This is a genomic window from Duganella sp. Dugasp78 (genome assembly GCF_059491455.1).
Genome location: NZ_CP168506.1, coordinates 5,148,092 through 5,164,889 on the forward strand (window position 1 = coordinate 5,148,092; position 16,798 = coordinate 5,164,889).

Below are 16,798 nucleotides of genomic sequence, written 5' to 3' on the forward strand. Positions count from 1 at the left end.
CCGCCACCTCAGAATCGACCGAACATGGCTTCGTCGACCTCACCGGCAGGCGCTAGCGCCAGCGCGCCCGTGCCGCGCGGTGCGCCGGCCTGGCGCGCCGCGCGTGCCGCCGCGGCCTTGCGGATCGGCACCGCCGGCGCCCGCGCGACGGCCTCCAGGCGGAAGAACGCCATGGTCTGTTGCAATTGCTCGGCCTGGCTGCTCATTTCCTCGGCCGTCGCCGCCAGTTCTTCCGAGCTGGAGGCGTTTTGCTGGGTGGTCTGGCTCAGCTGGCCGACCGCCGAATTGATCTGGCTGACGCCGCTCGACTGCTCCGACGAGGCGGCCGTGATTTCCTGCACCAGGTCGGACGTCTTGCGGATGTTGGGCACCATCTCGTCGAGCAGGCTGCCGGCTTGCTCGGCCAGCTTGACGCTGCTGGTGGCCACCTCGCCGATTTCCTGCGCGGCCACCTGGCTGCGCTCGGCCAGCTTGCGCACCTCGGCCGCCACCACGGCAAAGCCCTTGCCGTGTTCGCCGGCGCGGGCCGCCTCGATGGCCGCGTTCAGCGCCAGCAGATTGGTCTGGTAGGCGATGTCGTCGATGATGCCGATCTTGCTGGCGATCTGGCGCATGGCCAGCACGGTGGACTTGACCGCCTGGCCGCCCTCGGTCGCCTCGCGCGCCGCCTTGCTGGCCATGCCGTCGGTGACCCGCGCGTTCTCGGTGTTCTGCGAGATCGAGGCGGTCATTTGCTCGATCGAGGCGCTGGTCTGCTCGACGCCGGCGGCCTGCTCGCTGGACGCCTGCGACAGCGACTGCGCGGTGGCGCTGACTTCCTCGGAGGCGCTGGCCAGCGACTGGGCGCCGTTGTTGACCTCGGCCACCACCTGCGACAGCTTCTCGATCATCTTCTGCATCGATTGCAGCAGGCGGCCGGTTTCATCCTTGCCGCGGCTTTCCAGCTTGATGGTCAGGTCGCCCTGGGACAGGCGGTCGGCCGCCTCCACCGCCTTCGACAGCGGCACGGTGACGCTGCGGCTGATGACGTAGCCCAGGAAGATGCCCAGCAGCAGGCCGAAGCCGATGGCCGCCATCATGATGCTGCGGCTGTTCTCATACATGGCCGTGGTGGCGTCCGACGCCTCCTTGGCGTTCTCTTCCTTGATCTTGGTGAGGTCGGTCATCCAGTCGTCCAGCAGCTCGGCCTTCTCGGCGGCGCTGCGCATGGTCTGGTTGAGCTGGTCGCTGCGCTGGCCCAGCGGTTCGTTGGCCACCAGGGCCAGCGTGTGCGCCGTTTCCTTTTCGTATTCCTCCCAGACCTTGTTGTACTTGGCCAGGATTTCCTTGGCGCGCGGACGATAGAACAGGGGCCGGGCCTTGTCCATGTTTTCCTTGACCATGGCCAGGCTCTTGGTGGTCAGCGTCATGTACTTCTGGCGTTCCTCGGCGGTGGTGGCCAGCAGCGCGTTGCCCCGGGCGCGGCCGACGTAGACCAGGTCGATATTGGCTTCCTTGATGTAGGAAATGCCCAGCAGTTCGCTGGTGTACATCTTGTCGGCCAGATCATTAATCTTGCCGGCGTTGGAGATGCCGATCACGCCGACCACGGCGCTGATGGCGGCAACGAGGATGAAGCCGGCAATGAGCCGGACGCCGATTTTTACGTTTGAGAACATGGTGCTTTCCTCCAGGATGAACGTCAGTTGTTGCATGAAAATTGGGGTTGGGCCGGCGGCGCGAAGGCCGTGGCTTGGCGGATCAGGGCAGGCACGTCCAGGATCAGCGCGACTTCACCGCTGCCCAGGATGGTCGAACCGCTGAGGCGGTCGGCCCGCTGGAACATCTTGTCCAGCGGCTTGATCACGGTCTGGAACTCGCCGTGCAGGGCGTCGACCACCAGGCCGGCCTTGGTGCCGCCCTGGCGCACCACGACGATGCTCTGGCGCCGCGCGGCCGCGCCGTCCAGCGCGAACACGTCGCGCAGGCGCACGAAGGGCAATACCTCGCCGCGCAGGTCGGTGTACTGGTGGCCGGGCGCGGCGCTGTATTCGATGCATTCCTCGATCATCTCCAGCGGCACCACGAAGGGCGCCTTGCCGACGCTGACCAGGAAACCGTCGATCATCGCCAGCGTCAGCGGCAGGCGCACGCTGACCGTGGTGCCCACGCCCTCGGTGCTGGCGAGCGAGACGCTGCCGCGCAAGGCCACGATGTTGCGCTTGACCACATCCATGCCGACCCCGCGCCCGGACAGGTTGGTCACCTGCTCGGCGGTGGAGAAGCCGGGCTCGAACACCAGGTTGTAGATCTCGGCGTCGCTCAGGCTCTGGCCGGGCTCGATCAGGCCGCGGGCCTCGGCCTTGGCGAGGATTTTCTCGCGCCGCAGGCCGCCGCCGTCGTCGCTGACTTCAATCACGATGTTGCCGGCGTCGTGGTAGGCGTGCAGCCGCACCGTGCCCTGCGCTGGCTTGCCGCGCTCCAGCCGCAGCGCGGCCGGTTCGATGCCGTGGTCGATGGCGTTGCGCACCAGGTGGGTCAGCGGGTCGCCCAGCTTTTCCACCACGGTCTTGTCGAGCTCGGTGTCCTCGCCGCTGAGCTGGAGCCGGATATCCTTGCCGATCTCGCGCGCGACGTCGTGCACCACGCGCTGGAAGCGACCGAAGGTGGCGCCGATGCGCACCATGCGCAGCTGCAGCGCGCGGTCGCGCACCTGCTCGACCAGTTCCGAGACGGTGGCGGCGCTTTCCTGCAGCGCGGCATCGCCGGCGCGCCGGGCCGTGAGGCTGGCGCCGGCGGCCGCGATGATCAGTTCGCCGACCAGGTTGATCAGCTGGTCCAGCTTTTCCGCATCGACCCGGACCGTCTGGTTTTCCTGGCCCTTGCCGCGGATTTGCTGCTGCTGCGCGAGCGCCGCCTCGACCACGACCGGCGGCACCACGCCCTGCGCCACCATGATGCTGCCGAGCGGCTGCGGCGTGCCGGCGGCCGCCTGCGCGGTCAGCGCCTGCTCCAGCTCCTGCGCCGTCACGCTGCCGCAGCGCACCAGGATCTCGCCCAGGCGCGGGGCCTGTTCGGGCAGCTCGGCGATCAGCCGCAGATAGTCCGCCACGCGGCTATGCGGCGGCAGGATGCGCACCTGGGCATCCTCGCGCACGAACTCGAACACGTCCTCGATCGCCGCCTTGTCGGCCGTGCTGTCGAAGGCGATCTCGAAGCCGAGATAGCACAGAGTCGGGTCCATGGCGTCGGCCGGCGGCAAGGCGTCGGCCAGCGTTTCCAGCGCGACGATGGTGCCGAGCTGGCCGAGATAGCGCAGGAAGGACAGCGGGTCCATGCCATTCCTGAACACCTCGCTGCCGAAGCGCAGCGACAGGTGCCAGTAGTGGCCGGCGCCGGTCGCGGCGACGGGCTCGGCGCGTGGGGCCGGCGCGGCGGCGGCCAGCGCTCCCGGCAGGTGCTGCTGCAGGCGGTCGAGCAGGGCGGCGCCGGTGGCGGTGCTGGCGGCGTTGGATTCGTACACGCCGGCGGCGGTGGTCTCGATCAATGCGCGCATGTGGTCGGCGCACGACAGCAGCAGCGTCACCAGTGGCTCGGCCACGGTCACGGTGCCGTCGCGTACGCGGTCGAGCACGCTCTCGACCACGTGGGTGAAGGCGACAATATGGTCCAGGCCAAACAGGCCGGCCGAGCCCTTGATGGTGTGGGCGGCGCGGAACACGGCGTTGACCGTGTCTTCCTGCGGGGCGGCCAGCGCGAACTGCAGCAGCGCGCTTTCCATGGCGTCGAGCAGTTCGCGGCTTTCCGCGATGAAGGTGGGCAGTGCCTGGTCAAGATACATGGCCGGCCTCCGCGCCATCGACTTCCGGCCACACCCGCAGCAGCGACAGTGTCGCTTGCACCGCCGGGCTGCTGGCCACCAGCCGCAGGGCGTGGCCGCGCGCCAGCGCCGTCTGCCGCGCCAGCAGCAGGATCTGGACGCCGGCGGTGTCCAGTTCGCTCACGGCGGACAGGTCCAGCTCAAGGCAGGGCGCTTGCGCCACGGCCGCCAGCACCATCTCCTTGAGCTCGGTGGCCCGATAGATGCTGAACTCGCCATCGATCTGCAGACGAAGCGCGCTCATCGCGGCACCAGCCTCTGCGCCGTGGCGCGCGCTGCGATGGCGGCCGGCCGCCGCGAGGGAGCCGAATGATCGGCCGCCCGAATGGATGTTGTCATGTGACTTGCCCCCAAATAGATTGCATACCGTGACGGCCAGTCAAGGCCTGCGCCGCTTGGCGCATGCGATGACTGGTTTCGATAGGCGGGGGTAGGGCCGGTTTGCTTGCTTTACAACGACTTCAAACTGCTGACGCGAGGCTCAATATTTTCCCTGCATGGCGCCGGATCCGCCGACGGCAAGCACTTCCGCCGCGACGGCGTTAACCTTGCGCCGCTGCGCGCGTGCCTGGCCGCGCAGGATGTCGAACGCCTGCTCGCGTTCCAGGCCATGGCGTTCCATCAGCACGCCGATGGCCAGGTTGGTGTCGCGCGCGTCGGACAACGCTTGCGACAGCACCGCTTGTCTTTCCCGCAGCGCGGCCAATTCCGCCGCCCGGGCCAGGCCCACTTCGATGGCGGGAATGATCTGCGCGACGCCGAGCGGCTTGACCAGGTACGCCACGGCGGCATGGGCGCTGGCCGCGCGCACCACGTCCGGGCCGTCGTGCGAGGACAGGAACATGAACGGCAGCTCGCCCAGTTCGCGCAGGCGCGCCGCCAGTTCGATGCCGGACATGCCGGGCATCGTGATGTCGATGATCGCGAAATCGGGTTGCCAGTCGGCCGCCCGCTCCAGCGCCGCCAGCGCGCAATCGGCCTGCGTGGTCTGGTAGCCCAGGCGCTGTAGTCCGGCAGAAATAGCCATGCGTGTGACGTCGTCGTCGTCGACGACCAGGATGCGTGCCGGCTGACGCTGCGGCGCCACGGCCACCGCTTGCGCAGGGCGGGCGACAGGGCGCGCCGGTGCGGCGCCAGCCGATCGCGGCGGGTGCGACGGCATGCCGGATTTATCGGCGCGGCGGGAAATGACGTCGGTCGGATGCATGGTGTTCCTTGTCTTGATCGGGATGCTGCTCATGTTTGTTCAATGTTGCGCGACGGCCGCACCTCGCCCGGCAACGACGGGTCGCCTCAAGCTGGGGTGGACAGGATGGCCGCGGAGGGAGGGCGGCCGGAGATGGGACTTAATCGGCATCGAACGCGGGCGAGGGGCTGGGCCGGCGCGAACCGAGGACGCGATGCCGGCGGTCTTTTGCCGGAGGCTGGCTCGGTCATGCAATCGTGTTCCCGGCAACGTTCCGCGCCTCCATCGCTGTTGAGCGTCTGTGATGCGTCGGTCGGCTGCCTGACAAGTATGATTGACGATTGCTTGCCCAAAGTCAATTCAATTTGCAGCCCGCCGTTGCCTGCATTAATGCAAGCTGCGGCGAAAAAGCGACAGCCGCGCCGTAGCCCCGTGGTGCATCAATCGCACGCCACGCCGATGGCGGCCAGGCGCCAAGTCCCCTTGCCATAGCGCAGCGTGCGGCTATTGATGCAGGCTTCGTTTGGTTGATATTGCAAGATGATTTCGTCGTCGGCTATGTTCAGTTCGGCTTCGGTGGGAACGCCGGTGGCGAACAGGAAGTCGATCAGCGCGGCGTCCACTTTGACGACGGAAACTTGCTCTTTGCCATCGGTGTCGAAGATGCTGTCCTTGATTTTGGGCGGCATGTGGCGGCGGAGATAGGCGGCGTTGACCGGCGTCCTGGCGCCGCACAACAGCAGCTCGGCCAGGTTCCAGGCGTCGTCCGGTGCCGGAACCTTGAGCAGTTGTGCGCGCAGGGCGGATTTGTTTTTCGTTGAGCAGGAATCGGGCGGCGCTGGCTGGGAAGGTTGCGCCTGGGCCGCGTCGAGGGAAAATGCGGCGGACAAGGCCACGGCTGCGAGGAATGATCTCATTGTGTTGTGCGGCTTTCAGGTTTAGCGGCGGCTTCTTTTTTCAGGATGAATTCGACGGTCAGGTCTTTGCTCTTGGCGTAGAACTTCTGGCCCACCGGCTTGAGCAGATAGAACGGGCCGTCGGGATAGGCTGATTCCTGTTGGCCGAGCCAACGATTTTTGGTCAGATCGGTGCTTTTGCCAGGACTACTTGCGAATATCGACTGAAACGGCACTGCACACTTGATCTAAATGTCGTTTATATACGGCGTTGGACGGTGACATGAGGGCTTTGTCATATTGATGTTCCTTGCTTCGAAGCATCCGCAGGCTGGCTGTCCGGTGCGGGCACCCCGGCGCTGCATGCCGAGCTCAGACCAAGCAGTGCTGTAGCCGACAGCAAGGTTTTCGATTGGGTGCAAAGTGGAATATGTAACGAGGCTGCTTGCATCCATCGTTTCATCGCTTAGTCCGGTTCTCAGGTTTGACGGCGCCTCTTACTGGCTATGTGACGTATCGCTACTTGCGCGCTGGTCGCGGCAGGACCCGGGTAGGGTAGGCCTGATCTGGCGGAATGTCTGGGGTCGGGCCGACGAATACCGCGCCGACGTTCTTGATGCAAAATTGTTCAGCGGCGCTCCAACCAGCCAGGTCCCTCGGGTCGGTCAATACCCGCTCGTCAGGAAAATTGTAGAGCAGGGCATCTAGTGCGGCATACCGTACCGATTTCTCGCTTACATCGGGAACATAGCTTTTCAGTGGTGAGCGAAGGTGGCCGCATAGGACCAAAAGGCTGCGTCGCGTGCCGATCAGACCGAGGGGTTCCAACCGCTTGGCAAGTTCTGTGCCGTCTTTGGCCGCCCCCACGTTGTAGAAGCGATTGGGTGGCGCGGGCGGCGCGGATTTTTCGGCCTGAATGACGGCATTGATGAACTCATCTTCAATTTGAATATTGCCCAGTGCCGCTTGAGCAATCCGAACCGCTTCGCGTCGCTCTGGTTCGTCGCGCCACTTCGGCTGTAAGGCCATATTTTCGACAGATTGTCGTGCCTCCAGCGTTTTTGCTTTGGCGGCGATATACAGGTATTCGCCTTTCGATTGGCGTAGTGAAGCTGCGTAGACATCGTTAAACGCTGCCAGATCAGATGGCTTACAGCGCTCGGTCAAAATGGTCGCCGCACGGCTTGCTGCGGCGTCGTCTTTGGCAAAGCCAGCCACGACTAGCGCTCGAATAATCGCCTGGTCGCGGATAATAGGAAACTTGTCCGGCGTGGGTGTATCCATTTCCAAACCAAGCTTTTCTAGCAGAAGCACTATATTCACGCGAACTTCCCTTGTGCCGCTGGAGAGTTCTTTGGTCAAGAGCGTAAGAGTGCCATTCTCTACGCGGTGATTGATCAGGATGCCTGCAACCGAATCGCTGGGGTTGAAGTTCTCGCCATTGCGAAATGCAGTGATATAGCTTTGTGCGGTTTTTTGCACGGATGTACCTCCTGGTTCTGCCGCAGCTTGCGACAGCACCGTTGTCATAGTAAGAAGGGCAAATAGCGTTGCCCGAATAACGGGTAAGCTCATAGGCTTCGAGGCGCCGGACGCGGAATTGTGTCCCATTGATTTTCTTTTATTGTTGAGTTATAACGGCTCTCCCGTGGGCAATAGCGCAGGCGATGATCCGTATTATCCTGGCTAAAGTGCATGAAATCAGTGGGATCGACAATATCCATAAGATTCAACGCCGTGTGGCCTACTTCGTGGAGGATTGTCCATTTTGCCAAGTCTAGCGTAGCCAGGCCGCTTCGGTGCAGATGCCATGCCATGCGCGGCGGCTGCCGTCCGGCTGCAACAGCGTGACGGCGAGCTTCTCGCCGATGAAAATGCTCAGATCCAGATCGGTCGAGGCGCTCAACGCGTCCACGTCGAACGCATACGATCATTTAACAAGTAAGGCAAGGACTTCTTCATCTTATTGGGGAGCAGAGCAAGATTTGAGCGTAGGCATTGTTCAGCCCGCCCGCTAAGGTTCGGCTAGTACCGGAATGTTCACCAATGCATGGCAGATGGCTGCGTTCACTTTGGCCGGGTTATGCAGGTCCGCAATAGGCAGTACCGACGAAACAACCTTGGTATCAATGTCAGCAGACACGCCATACAGAACCAGGCTCTCATCTTTTACGTCGTACACCAAGCTGGCATCAAATCCGCGATCATGATTCTTATCTCTGAATTTTGTCATCAGCAGGCCTAATTGCTGACGCTTCTTCCTGTTCGTTGCCGCAGCGAGCACCAACTCGCTGCTAATTCCCTTCTTCCCCTTTTTGACATAAACGCCGCCGATGTTCAGACGCGCATTTTCGCAGTGCGACGCGGTGGCGTCGCTGTCATAGCGGTCGAAGTATGCATTGATAGCAGTGGCGTAGGGTTCGGCCCGTTCGGTAGCGACAGAAATGATTTGCAGTCCATCCGGCGTGCCGCCCCATGCTATGGGATTCGACGCTACCGCAATCAGCGCGAGCAGGGTGTACTTAACGATTTTCATTAGCGGCCGCTTTCATTTTTTGATATACCGGCGTTCTTGATCTTTAGCAGGTTCTTGTTTACATCGAGAGCATTGACCGTGGCCAGCTCACCGGCCTGTTTTGCGTATTCAGCGTAAGTCGCAGGAATATAGAAACCATAAAAACGCTGCGCCATCGCCACCTTCTTGAGTTTGAAGCGAGCAGAGTCCCCGGTTGTTGCATATTCCGAAATTTTAATGGAATCTTTCTGATTGCCGCCGAGCCCTGCGATATCTCCGCCCGTGGTTTTACCATAGACGAAGGTGACATGGCCGGTTCCAGCGAACTTTCCGGTTTCAAGAACATAATTTCGCATGACCATCAATGCGCCATAGACCGGTTTGTCGATTTTGATAAATTTCTTTGACGATACGGCAAATTGTGACGAGGCGCTGGCCTCGAAAGGAGTGTTAGAGCTTTTCAGACAGAAGTTGACGAACGACGCGCACCAAGGCGTGTTTGCCAACGTGCCAGCTTGCCCGATGTTCTTGTGAAAATTCTCAGTCTTGGTGATTTCCTTTTCATCCTTGCCGGCCCAGGTCTGCGCCTCTTCAATAGCCTTGAGCATCCACGGGGCTTGCTTCTGATCGGCGGGAACCACTGCGATAGGAGCACCTTTACCATCATTAGTGCGCGCAGCACCCGCTGCTTGTGCGGGCGGATTGGCCGCTGCACTTTTTTGCCGTGCGGCTGCGGCGTTTTTTTGAGGCGCCGGCGGTGGCGGTGGCGGTTTCAGCGGCGGTGGGGGGCCATAAATGCCCAGCTTCTGCCCGGTGTAAATCATATTGTTATCTTTGATTTCGGGATTACTGCGCTTGATTTCGATAACGGTGGTCTGAAATCTGGTCGCCAGGCTGCCCAAGGTGTCATCTTTTTGTACGATGTAGCGTATGGGCTGGCGCGCGGCCGTGGTTGGATTGGCTGGTGCTTTCTTCGGCGCGGTCGGCGAAAAGAAGCTGGTTAGGTCGCTGAAGAGGACGTGAGCGGCGGAGATGCCGTCCATCACGAAGTCCAGTTCCTTTTTCCATGAACCGTCCAGCGTGGGCAGATACACCTCCACTTTTTCACCCGCTTTGGTGTGAGCAATGCGCGGTAGTTGGCCACGTGCATCAGTTTTCTGCTCATAGGTCTTATCCCCGACTTTTACCTGAGCCGGGAAATTCGGTTTGGGCATGGCGCCATCGGAGATGACAACGCCGGTCGTTGCCAGAAGCTTTTCCTTGCGGGTGGACTTCTGGTTGTTAAATCCTTCCTTGATCTCCATAGCGTCCAGTACTTTGTCCAACTGGGCATCGTCAAGGTCGCACAGCTTGGTGTCGGTAGAAAATCCAGTATGCTTGCTGATAGAGTCGGCGTAAGCTTGCGGATCGTTCTTGTCGCTGGCCGGCGCGTATCCCATCACCATCTTGCCATTTTTATCGGGTATGCCAGCCAGCATGGTGTAGATGGTGCGTTGATTGTACTTACGGCGCAGTAGCGACTTTTTCTGCGCCCGTCCATCTTCGTAGCTGGCGAAGATCAGGAATGCGCCATTGCTCTTGGTCACGCCGATGCCGATGGCACCCATGATCAATTCGGTCTCGCTGACCGGGCGGATATTGCCCGGATTGTTGAAACGCCAGGCGATGGTTCCCCCGGTACGCAGCAGGTGTGTGCCGTCGCCACCTGCGTAGTCGACTGTCAATATCGAAACATCGTATTTCGCGCTGATATAACGGGTGCTCATTCGGACTCTTTCTATTTCTTCGCCTTCTGCTTGGCTTCTTTTTGCAGCACATCTTCGATAGTAGGATTCTTGGCCTTGGCGTAGACGTTGGACGATATCGGCTTAAACATGTACGCCGGACCGTCAGGGAATTCTGTCCCCGCCGGGCCGAATTTGTACCAGGTGGCGGTTATGCCTGCTGCTTTTTTCTCTGCGACGATCAGATACGAGCTATCGCTCTGGGTTGTCAGCAGCGCGTCTTCAACGGTGTTTTCGCCGCTCGAAACACTGAATAGCGTCAACGTGTGGTCGGCTTCCGATTCGATCACTGGGACATGTAACCACTCGCCGCCCGGCTTCTCGACAAAGTAAAATGTCAGGCTGCGTTTGTAACTGGTGGTGTCGTGATAACTGCCTGCTACGGCTATCAGTTTACCGTTCAGGGCCCGCCATTCGTGCATACCCTGCTGCGCGGTCGATATCGTCTCGGCCTTCGCGAAGCCGGTGTGAACGACAGCCCCCGTCACGGCCAGCACCAGTGCCATCGTGACTGCGCTATTTTTCATTTTAATCATCTAGAACTATTCCTCTCCTTGTGGATCTTCTATCAGTTTTTTCAGCAAATCTGCGGGCAGGTGAAACTCGTCGCCCATTTGGCCGAGCATGGCATGATAGGGGTCGGAAGCGTCTGCCAGCAAGTCCGACACGAGCTTCAAGTCTTCGCTTTCGGCCTCTGGGATGACCGTTAGCGTTTTCCATTTGTCGTCGCCTACGCTAAACGTGAGTAGCTCTTTTTCGGGGAAGTCTAGACGAGGCAAGCGGCCGCTGCTTGCAATGACGCCGGTTGACAAAACTTTTCCGAGTGCATTTACGATGCTGTATTTTTTCCCGACCATTGCGTGGTCCTTGACCACATCATCGGCCCCGGCGAAGGCGAATCTGAGGCTGTGCTCTCCAGGCTGGGGAATCTCTGACGGAGCAATGTCCTGTAAGCCGGTCGGCAAGGTAGGCATAGCGGTTGCGATACTCGCGCCGCCTTCAAATACATGCTTCCCACCCTTGACCGTGAAATTGCCTGGGCAAGCAAACGTGATATCGCCACCTTCCAGCGTGATCGACGATTGGCCGGCCTGCAGCACGATCTTCTGATTAGCCTTGATCTCGATGCTGTCGTTGACCGAGATGACGGTGATCGACTTGTCGGCCAGGATCTCCAGCTGGTCGGTGTGAGCCTGCAACGATACCGGGCCGTTCCCCGCGATGGCCTGGATGCCGCCTGCGTGCGAGAAGTAGCTCACTGCATTGGCCGCCACCGACGATACCGTGTACGCTGCCGTCATGTGCAGGTCGCCCTGCGTCACCCAGTGCAGCTGCTGGCCGGCGAACAGCACGGTCGATGCCGGTGTGGCCCAGTTGATGCTGGACGGTGCGTCCATCAGCACCAGCGGCGCACCGAATTTTTCCACCGGCTTGGCCGCGTCGAGATCGCGCGCGCCTTCCTTGGCCTGGTTGGCTTGCTGGCCATTGACCGCGCCGGCATGCTTGCCCTTGTCCTTCGGATCGAGCTGCGCGATGAAGTCCTTGTGCGCATCGGCTGCGAGCTTGCTGGACAGGGCTTGCTGCTGCGCGGCCGCTTCGCTGAGCCTATCCGCCAGCTCCTTCGACGACTTCAGCGAACCGAGCGCCTCGTTCGCGTCCATCTGCGTCGACGTGACGCCGCTGCCTTGCGTCGCGCGCGCGCTGGTGGTCAGCAGCACGCCTTCGGCGCCGCGCACCGTGGCCCAGGCGTCGGTGCGTAGTTCAAAACCGCTGCCGCGATAGGCGCCGCGTTGAGCGGAGGAGGGATCCTGCTGGATCAGATAGCCCAGGTTCAGCTGCGTGGCGGCGCTGCTGGTGGCGAGGCGCGTGCGCACCTGACCGGGCGTGTCGTCCAGCTGCCACTGGTTGTATCCGTCGCCATCGAAATTGTGGCTATGGATGCCGGACAGCGTGCCAGCATGATTGGCGCCCGAATCCACACCCGCCGAAAACGGCGGCAGGTCGGCGCCCGTGTAGAGCTGCGCCACCACCATCGGCCGGTCCATATCGCCTTCGATGAAGTCGACCAGCACCTCAGTGCCAATGCGCGGCGTGAATTGCGAACCCCAGTTCGGGCCGGCCAGCGCTTCGGCCACACGCACCCAGGTACCGGAGGTCTCGTCGCCGGGCGCGTTGCCCTTGTTGTCCGTGTTGTGGTCCATGCCGCCGGCGTTGGCGCTTTGCCCGCGCTGCCAGCTGAACTGGATCTTGATCTGGTGATCGCGGTCGGTGGTGGCGATCGCGCTGGCCAAGCCTACCACCGCCGCCGTCTGCGGCCCCATCGCGGTGCTGGCGTTCGGCGCGGCGGTAGCGCGCGGCACCACGGCCACGCTGTCGCGCACGCAGCCGAAGCTGTTGCGGTAGGTGCCGTTCTCGATGCCGCCGCCGATCAGCGAGGCCGTCGTCTTGATCTGCGCCTGGAAGTTGTTGCGCGCCTCATGGTGCACCCACAGCACCAGGAAACGATTGTCGCCATCGGCGTAGCGCTCGTGCTGCGTCAGCTGGAAGCCGTGGCCCGCAGCCAGACGGCGCACCGCGCCTTTGCCTTCAAAGACTTTGTTCTCCAGCTCCAGCGCTTGCAGCATCAACTGGCTGTGCGGATCTGCGGCGATGCCGTTGTCCGCGCCGCTGGCGATGCGTTCACCGCTGCCGTCGTACACGGCCAGCACCGGCAGCTCGCCCGCGTCGAGGCTCGATGCCTGCTCGGCCGATGGCGCCAGCAACTGCGCCGGATCCCAGCTGCTGATGCTGATGGCGTTGGCTTGCACCTGGCGCCGCGCGGAGAAGCGGTCGATGGCGTCGTCGGTGTCGGTGGCGCGCACGCCATGGAAGCGGATCTCGGCGTCGCCCGGCGTATCCGGTGCGCGCGCCTTGCTGTCGAAGATGACTAGTTTGTGTTTGGCTTGGCCGTCCTGGCTCTCGTCGTCGGGCTGATCGTGCTCGAAGCGCCAGCTCAGGCCTTCGGAGGCCAGCAGGCGCGTGAAGAATTCGAGATCGCTTTCGCGGTATTGCGTGCAGATCGCGCGCGGTTCCAGCGTTTGCGCGACGTCGAATTCAAAGCGCAGCTGCGGATAGTCGGCCAGCAGTTCGGTGATGATGTCCTGTGCGTTCTGGTCCTGGAAGATGTAGCTGTCGCGCCGCAACCGCAGCAGCGACAACGCCGGCTCCAGCCGCAGGCGGTAGCGTGCCACGCCGCCGTCGGCGCCCAGCCAGGCCGCTTCGGTGCAGAGGCCATGCCATGCGCGGCGGCTGCCGTCGGGCTGGAGCAGCGTGACGGTGAGCTCCTCGCCGATGAAGATGCTCAGATCCAGATCGGTCGAGGCGCTCAACGCGTCCACGTCGAACGCATACAGTTCGTTGACGCCTTCGCGGCCGCTGAAGCGTTCGGCCATCAGCGATTCGGGCAGGTCCGAGGCCTGCGCGCTGGCCAGCGTGAGCAGGCGCGCGTGCTGGCTCAGGCCCGTGCCGAACAGGCCAAGCGCCGAGGGAATTTGTGACAGCAGGTCCATCAGGGTAGTGTGATCGTCAGGTTGGCGGCGCGTGGCGCCATTTTCACCACGTCGTTATACGCGTTCATGCGGTTCTCGGCATTGTGGTCCAGCGAAGTGCGCAGGCCGATGTAGCCCAGCACGCAGATCAAGCCGAATACGGAGCACAGCACCCATACCGGCAGGTCGCTGCGCAGCTTGTGCTTGATCTGGTCCGGGCGCTCGGCGTGCGGCGCGAAGCCGCCGCGCTTGCCCTTCATGTGGGCGATTTCGTCGCCCAGGCGCGATGTCAGGTAGTTCAGTTTTTCCGAACCCTCGAGGATGTACTTGCCCTGGAAGCCCAGCAGCAAACACATATGGAACACTTCCAATGCCTGCAGGTGCGCGCTGCCGCGTGCACGCAGGTTCTCCAGGCGGTTGTAGAAGTTCTCGCCGGCCAGCTGGTCGCCGAACAGCACCAGCTGCAGCGGACGGCGTTCCCACGCGTCGCGGATGCTGAAGCTGGAGCGCAGGATGATCTCGTCGACCGCCGCGCAGAAAGCGTACTTGGCGTTGTCGATATCGTCCGGCGAGGCGTTGTGCTTTTTCGCGCCGCGCCCGAAGTCGTCCAGGAAGGCCGTCATCTTACGGGCGAACTCGCCGTCGTCCTGCGGGCCGTTGCCGTTCTTGAGCATGAACAGGGCGTAGAAGCCGTCGTACATCAGGTCGAGCAGGGTTTGCGGCGCGCTGGCCGCGCTGGGCGGAGCGCCTGCGCCCATCAGGGAGGGTGCGGTTACGGTATTCATCATTGATCCTCAGTTCAGGAAGTAACGGCCACCAGGTCCAGCTTCAGGTCGTGCATGCCGCCGGGGACGTAAATGGAAATCGATTGGGCCTGCATCATGCGCTCGTACATCTGGCCCTTGGCTTCGAGCGCAAAGTAGCAGGCGTCGGGACGCACCGGCACGGCGGCCGGCACTTGCGGCGCGTGCGACAGGCGCACGCCCGGCATCGCCGACAGCACGAACTTTTCGACGTCGTCCGGCGCGCCGATCTTGAAGCGCAGCGGCACGATGTCCACCATCTCGCTGGCCGGCAGGTCGGCCGAGACGGCGATGTAGAAGGTGGTCTTGTCGTCGATCTTCTGCGAATCCAGCATGCCGTGGTGGTACGAGGGCTTGACTTCCTTGAGCGCGATGGCGAAGTACTTCGACGAGATCACCGTGTCGAGCAGCTCGCGGATGATCTGGTGCAGCTTGGCGAAGCCGGGACCGGGATCGGTGTGCAGGTAGGGCGGCAGGTCGGCCAGGGTCCAGCTTTTCGAGAAGGTCATCAGCGCGCCGGCCAGCGACAGCAGCTGTTCGTACAGCCGCTCCGGATGCAGCGCCGGATGATGGAAGTAGTGCGACAACGACGCAAACGCCGAACTGGCCGTATGCAGCAGCCAGAAGGAAGACATGTCGCCGGAGCGGAATTCGATCACATGTTTGCTGGGCTCGCGGTGGTGGCCATACAGCGCGCTCACTTTCGCCTGCAGCGCATCGATCAGGCGGCGCAGTTGCAGGAACAACTGCGGCGAGCTGCGGATCGACAGGCTCGGTGCGACGAAGGCCGCGTCGAGCTCGAAGCCGCCGGTGGCCGCCCGGCGCAGGCGCAGCAGCGGGAAGTGGGTGTACGAGTCGCGGGCTTCGAATTCAGACACCAGCCGCACGGTCTTCTTCAGGTAGCTCAGCTGCGCCGATGCGGCTTGCGTGTACAGGTCCGGCGTCTCGCGGTTCGATTGCAGGAAGCGCACCGCGTTGCCGCCATTGGCGCCGTCGCCGAAGTTGCCGCCGAAGGGCTTGAACGCGGGCAGGGCGGCGTAAAAGGTCACGCTCTGCTGCGATTGCAGCAGCTGGCTCAGGTCCACCGTATCCGGCAGGTCGTCCTCGCCGGGGGCGCTGTACAGCTCACCGTCCTGGAAGCGCAGCGACAGCTCCAGCACGCGCAAGGTGTTGTTGGCCAATGCGTCGCGGTCGATTTGCAGCTGGTTCACACCCCAGGCGTAGGGATGCAACGCCAGCATGCTGTGATGCAGGCGCTGTTCGTGGTACTGGTCCTGTTGCTGGAAGTGCTGCGGGCGCAGGAATAAGCCTTCGCCCCATAAAATTTTGCTGCTCATGCGTGCGTCCTTGAGAGTGTGGCGCATTGATGCCATTTGTTAAGTAGCAGAACAATAACATTTCTTGTCCAATTGGCGCGCTCGCTTGGTTTCTATCGTGCGCAGCTTAAAAAATAAGCAACTCGGACCTCTGCAGCACTAAAAAGTTCCCGTCCACAACCAAAAATTCAATTGAACGCGGTCAATAATAAATTTCTGATAACGTGGCGCCTGTTGGAACAATTAGTGATTAAGCATTCTTTTTTGATATTTAGTTTGAGGACAGCATGAACACCGTTATCACCCTTGGCCGCATCGGCCGTTTCATTGGCGCCGCTGTCTGCGCCGCATCGCTCAGCGCTTGTATGACCGCCCCGGTAGTCCAGAAACCCGTGGTCCCTACCATGGAAGACATGCTGGCCAAAGCCAGCCAGGCCAGCGGTTCGGGCCAGAAGGAGCAAGCCATAACGATATGGAAAGAGGCGGCCGTCGCCTACCCGGCCGACAAGACGCCGTGGACCAATATCGCGCAGACCCGCTATGAAGCCGGTCAATACGGCGACGCCATCGTCAGCGCACAGGAAGTGCTGGTGCGCGATCCGAACGACCGCCTGGCCAACAGCATCATCGCCATCAGCGGCCTGCGCCTGTCGACGCGCGCGCTGTCTGACCTGAGCCGCCAGAACAATCTGTCCGGATCGCTGCGCACCGAGTCGCAGGATCTGGCCAAGCTGCTGCGCGAAAGCCTGGGCGAGACCGTGTTGGTGCCGCCGCCTCCCGCGCCGCAGGCCGTCACGCCGCCGCACAGCAACGTCAAGGGTAAAAAAGGCAAGGCCAAGGTCCAGGATGATTCGAGCGCCAATCCGTTCAACGCCTTGAAGTAATAAACGATCGTAAAAAATCTGTATTTAA

General features: G+C 62.0%; 15 protein-coding genes. 1 reads left to right on the forward strand and 14 read right to left on the reverse strand.

Going from position 1 to position 16,798, the window contains the following annotated elements:
- Positions 1-8: 8 nt before the first annotated feature.
- The 14 genes from ACEN9O_RS22850 to tssK form a co-directional block, all read right to left on the reverse strand.
- Positions 9-1,658, reverse strand: a complete 1,650-nt coding sequence (locus tag ACEN9O_RS22850) for a methyl-accepting chemotaxis protein (RefSeq protein WP_495614096.1) — start codon at positions 1,656-1,658, stop codon at positions 9-11.
- Between the two features lie 23 nt (positions 1,659-1,681).
- Positions 1,682-3,820, reverse strand: a complete 2,139-nt coding sequence (locus ACEN9O_RS22855; RefSeq protein WP_495614097.1) for a chemotaxis protein CheA — start codon at positions 3,818-3,820, stop codon at positions 1,682-1,684.
- Positions 3,810-4,103, reverse strand: a complete 294-nt coding sequence (locus ACEN9O_RS22860; protein ID WP_495614098.1) for an STAS domain-containing protein — start codon at positions 4,101-4,103, stop codon at positions 3,810-3,812. The genes ACEN9O_RS22855 and ACEN9O_RS22860 overlap by 11 nt, the downstream gene beginning before the upstream one ends.
- 237 nt (positions 4,104-4,340) lie before the next feature.
- Complete coding sequence (locus ACEN9O_RS22865) at positions 4,341-5,099, reverse strand: ANTAR domain-containing response regulator (protein ID WP_495614099.1); 759 nt, start codon at positions 5,097-5,099, stop codon at positions 4,341-4,343.
- Positions 5,100-5,485: 386 nt separating this feature from the next.
- Positions 5,486-5,935 carry a hypothetical protein gene (locus tag ACEN9O_RS22870; RefSeq protein ID WP_495614100.1) on the reverse strand — a complete coding sequence of 150 codons (450 nt, stop codon included), beginning with the start codon at positions 5,933-5,935 and terminating at the stop codon, positions 5,486-5,488.
- A 23-nt stretch (positions 5,936-5,958) separates the two neighbouring features.
- Entirely contained in the window at positions 5,959-6,177 is a 219-nt protein-coding gene (locus tag ACEN9O_RS22875) for a hypothetical protein (protein WP_495614101.1), read from the reverse strand.
- A 283-nt stretch (positions 6,178-6,460) separates the two neighbouring features.
- Positions 6,461-7,423 (reverse strand): hypothetical protein, encoded by a 963-nt coding sequence (locus ACEN9O_RS22880; protein WP_495614102.1) that lies wholly within the window; start codon positions 7,421-7,423, stop codon positions 6,461-6,463.
- Between the two features lie 295 nt (positions 7,424-7,718).
- Positions 7,719-7,856 carry a hypothetical protein gene (locus tag ACEN9O_RS22885; protein WP_495614103.1) on the reverse strand — a complete coding sequence of 46 codons (138 nt, stop codon included), beginning with the start codon at positions 7,854-7,856 and terminating at the stop codon, positions 7,719-7,721.
- Between the two features lie 99 nt (positions 7,857-7,955).
- Positions 7,956-8,477 carry a hypothetical protein gene (locus ACEN9O_RS22890; RefSeq protein ID WP_495614104.1) on the reverse strand — a complete coding sequence of 174 codons (522 nt, stop codon included), beginning with the start codon at positions 8,475-8,477 and terminating at the stop codon, positions 7,956-7,958.
- Positions 8,477-10,222 (reverse strand): LysM peptidoglycan-binding domain-containing protein, encoded by a 1,746-nt coding sequence (locus ACEN9O_RS22895; protein ID WP_495614105.1) that lies wholly within the window; start codon positions 10,220-10,222, stop codon positions 8,477-8,479. The genes ACEN9O_RS22890 and ACEN9O_RS22895 overlap by 1 nt, the downstream gene beginning before the upstream one ends.
- Positions 10,223-10,233: 11 nt before the next feature.
- Complete coding sequence (locus tag ACEN9O_RS22900; protein ID WP_495614106.1) at positions 10,234-10,776, reverse strand: hypothetical protein; 543 nt, start codon at positions 10,774-10,776, stop codon at positions 10,234-10,236.
- Positions 10,777-10,782: 6 nt separating this feature from the next.
- Positions 10,783-13,788: a type VI secretion system Vgr family protein gene (locus tag ACEN9O_RS22905; protein WP_495614107.1), complete on the reverse strand. Its 3,006-nt coding sequence runs from the start codon at positions 13,786-13,788 to the stop codon at positions 10,783-10,785.
- Positions 13,788-14,552 (reverse strand): type IVB secretion system protein IcmH/DotU, encoded by a 765-nt coding sequence (gene icmH, locus ACEN9O_RS22910; protein WP_495618523.1) that lies wholly within the window; start codon positions 14,550-14,552, stop codon positions 13,788-13,790. Before icmH ends, ACEN9O_RS22905 begins: the two co-directional genes overlap by 1 nt.
- Before the next feature lie 14 nt (positions 14,553-14,566).
- The gene (gene tssK, locus ACEN9O_RS22915; protein WP_495614108.1) at positions 14,567-15,907 is read right to left on the reverse strand and encodes a type VI secretion system baseplate subunit TssK; all 1,341 of its coding nucleotides are present in this window, start codon (positions 15,905-15,907) and stop codon (positions 14,567-14,569) included.
- Between the two features lie 266 nt (positions 15,908-16,173).
- Here tssK and ACEN9O_RS22920 point away from each other — a divergent pair, with 266 nt between their 5' ends.
- On the forward strand, positions 16,174-16,770 hold the full coding sequence (locus tag ACEN9O_RS22920; protein WP_495614109.1) for a tetratricopeptide repeat protein: 597 nt from the start codon (positions 16,174-16,176) through the stop codon (positions 16,768-16,770).
- The last annotated feature ends 28 nt before the right edge of the window (positions 16,771-16,798 follow it).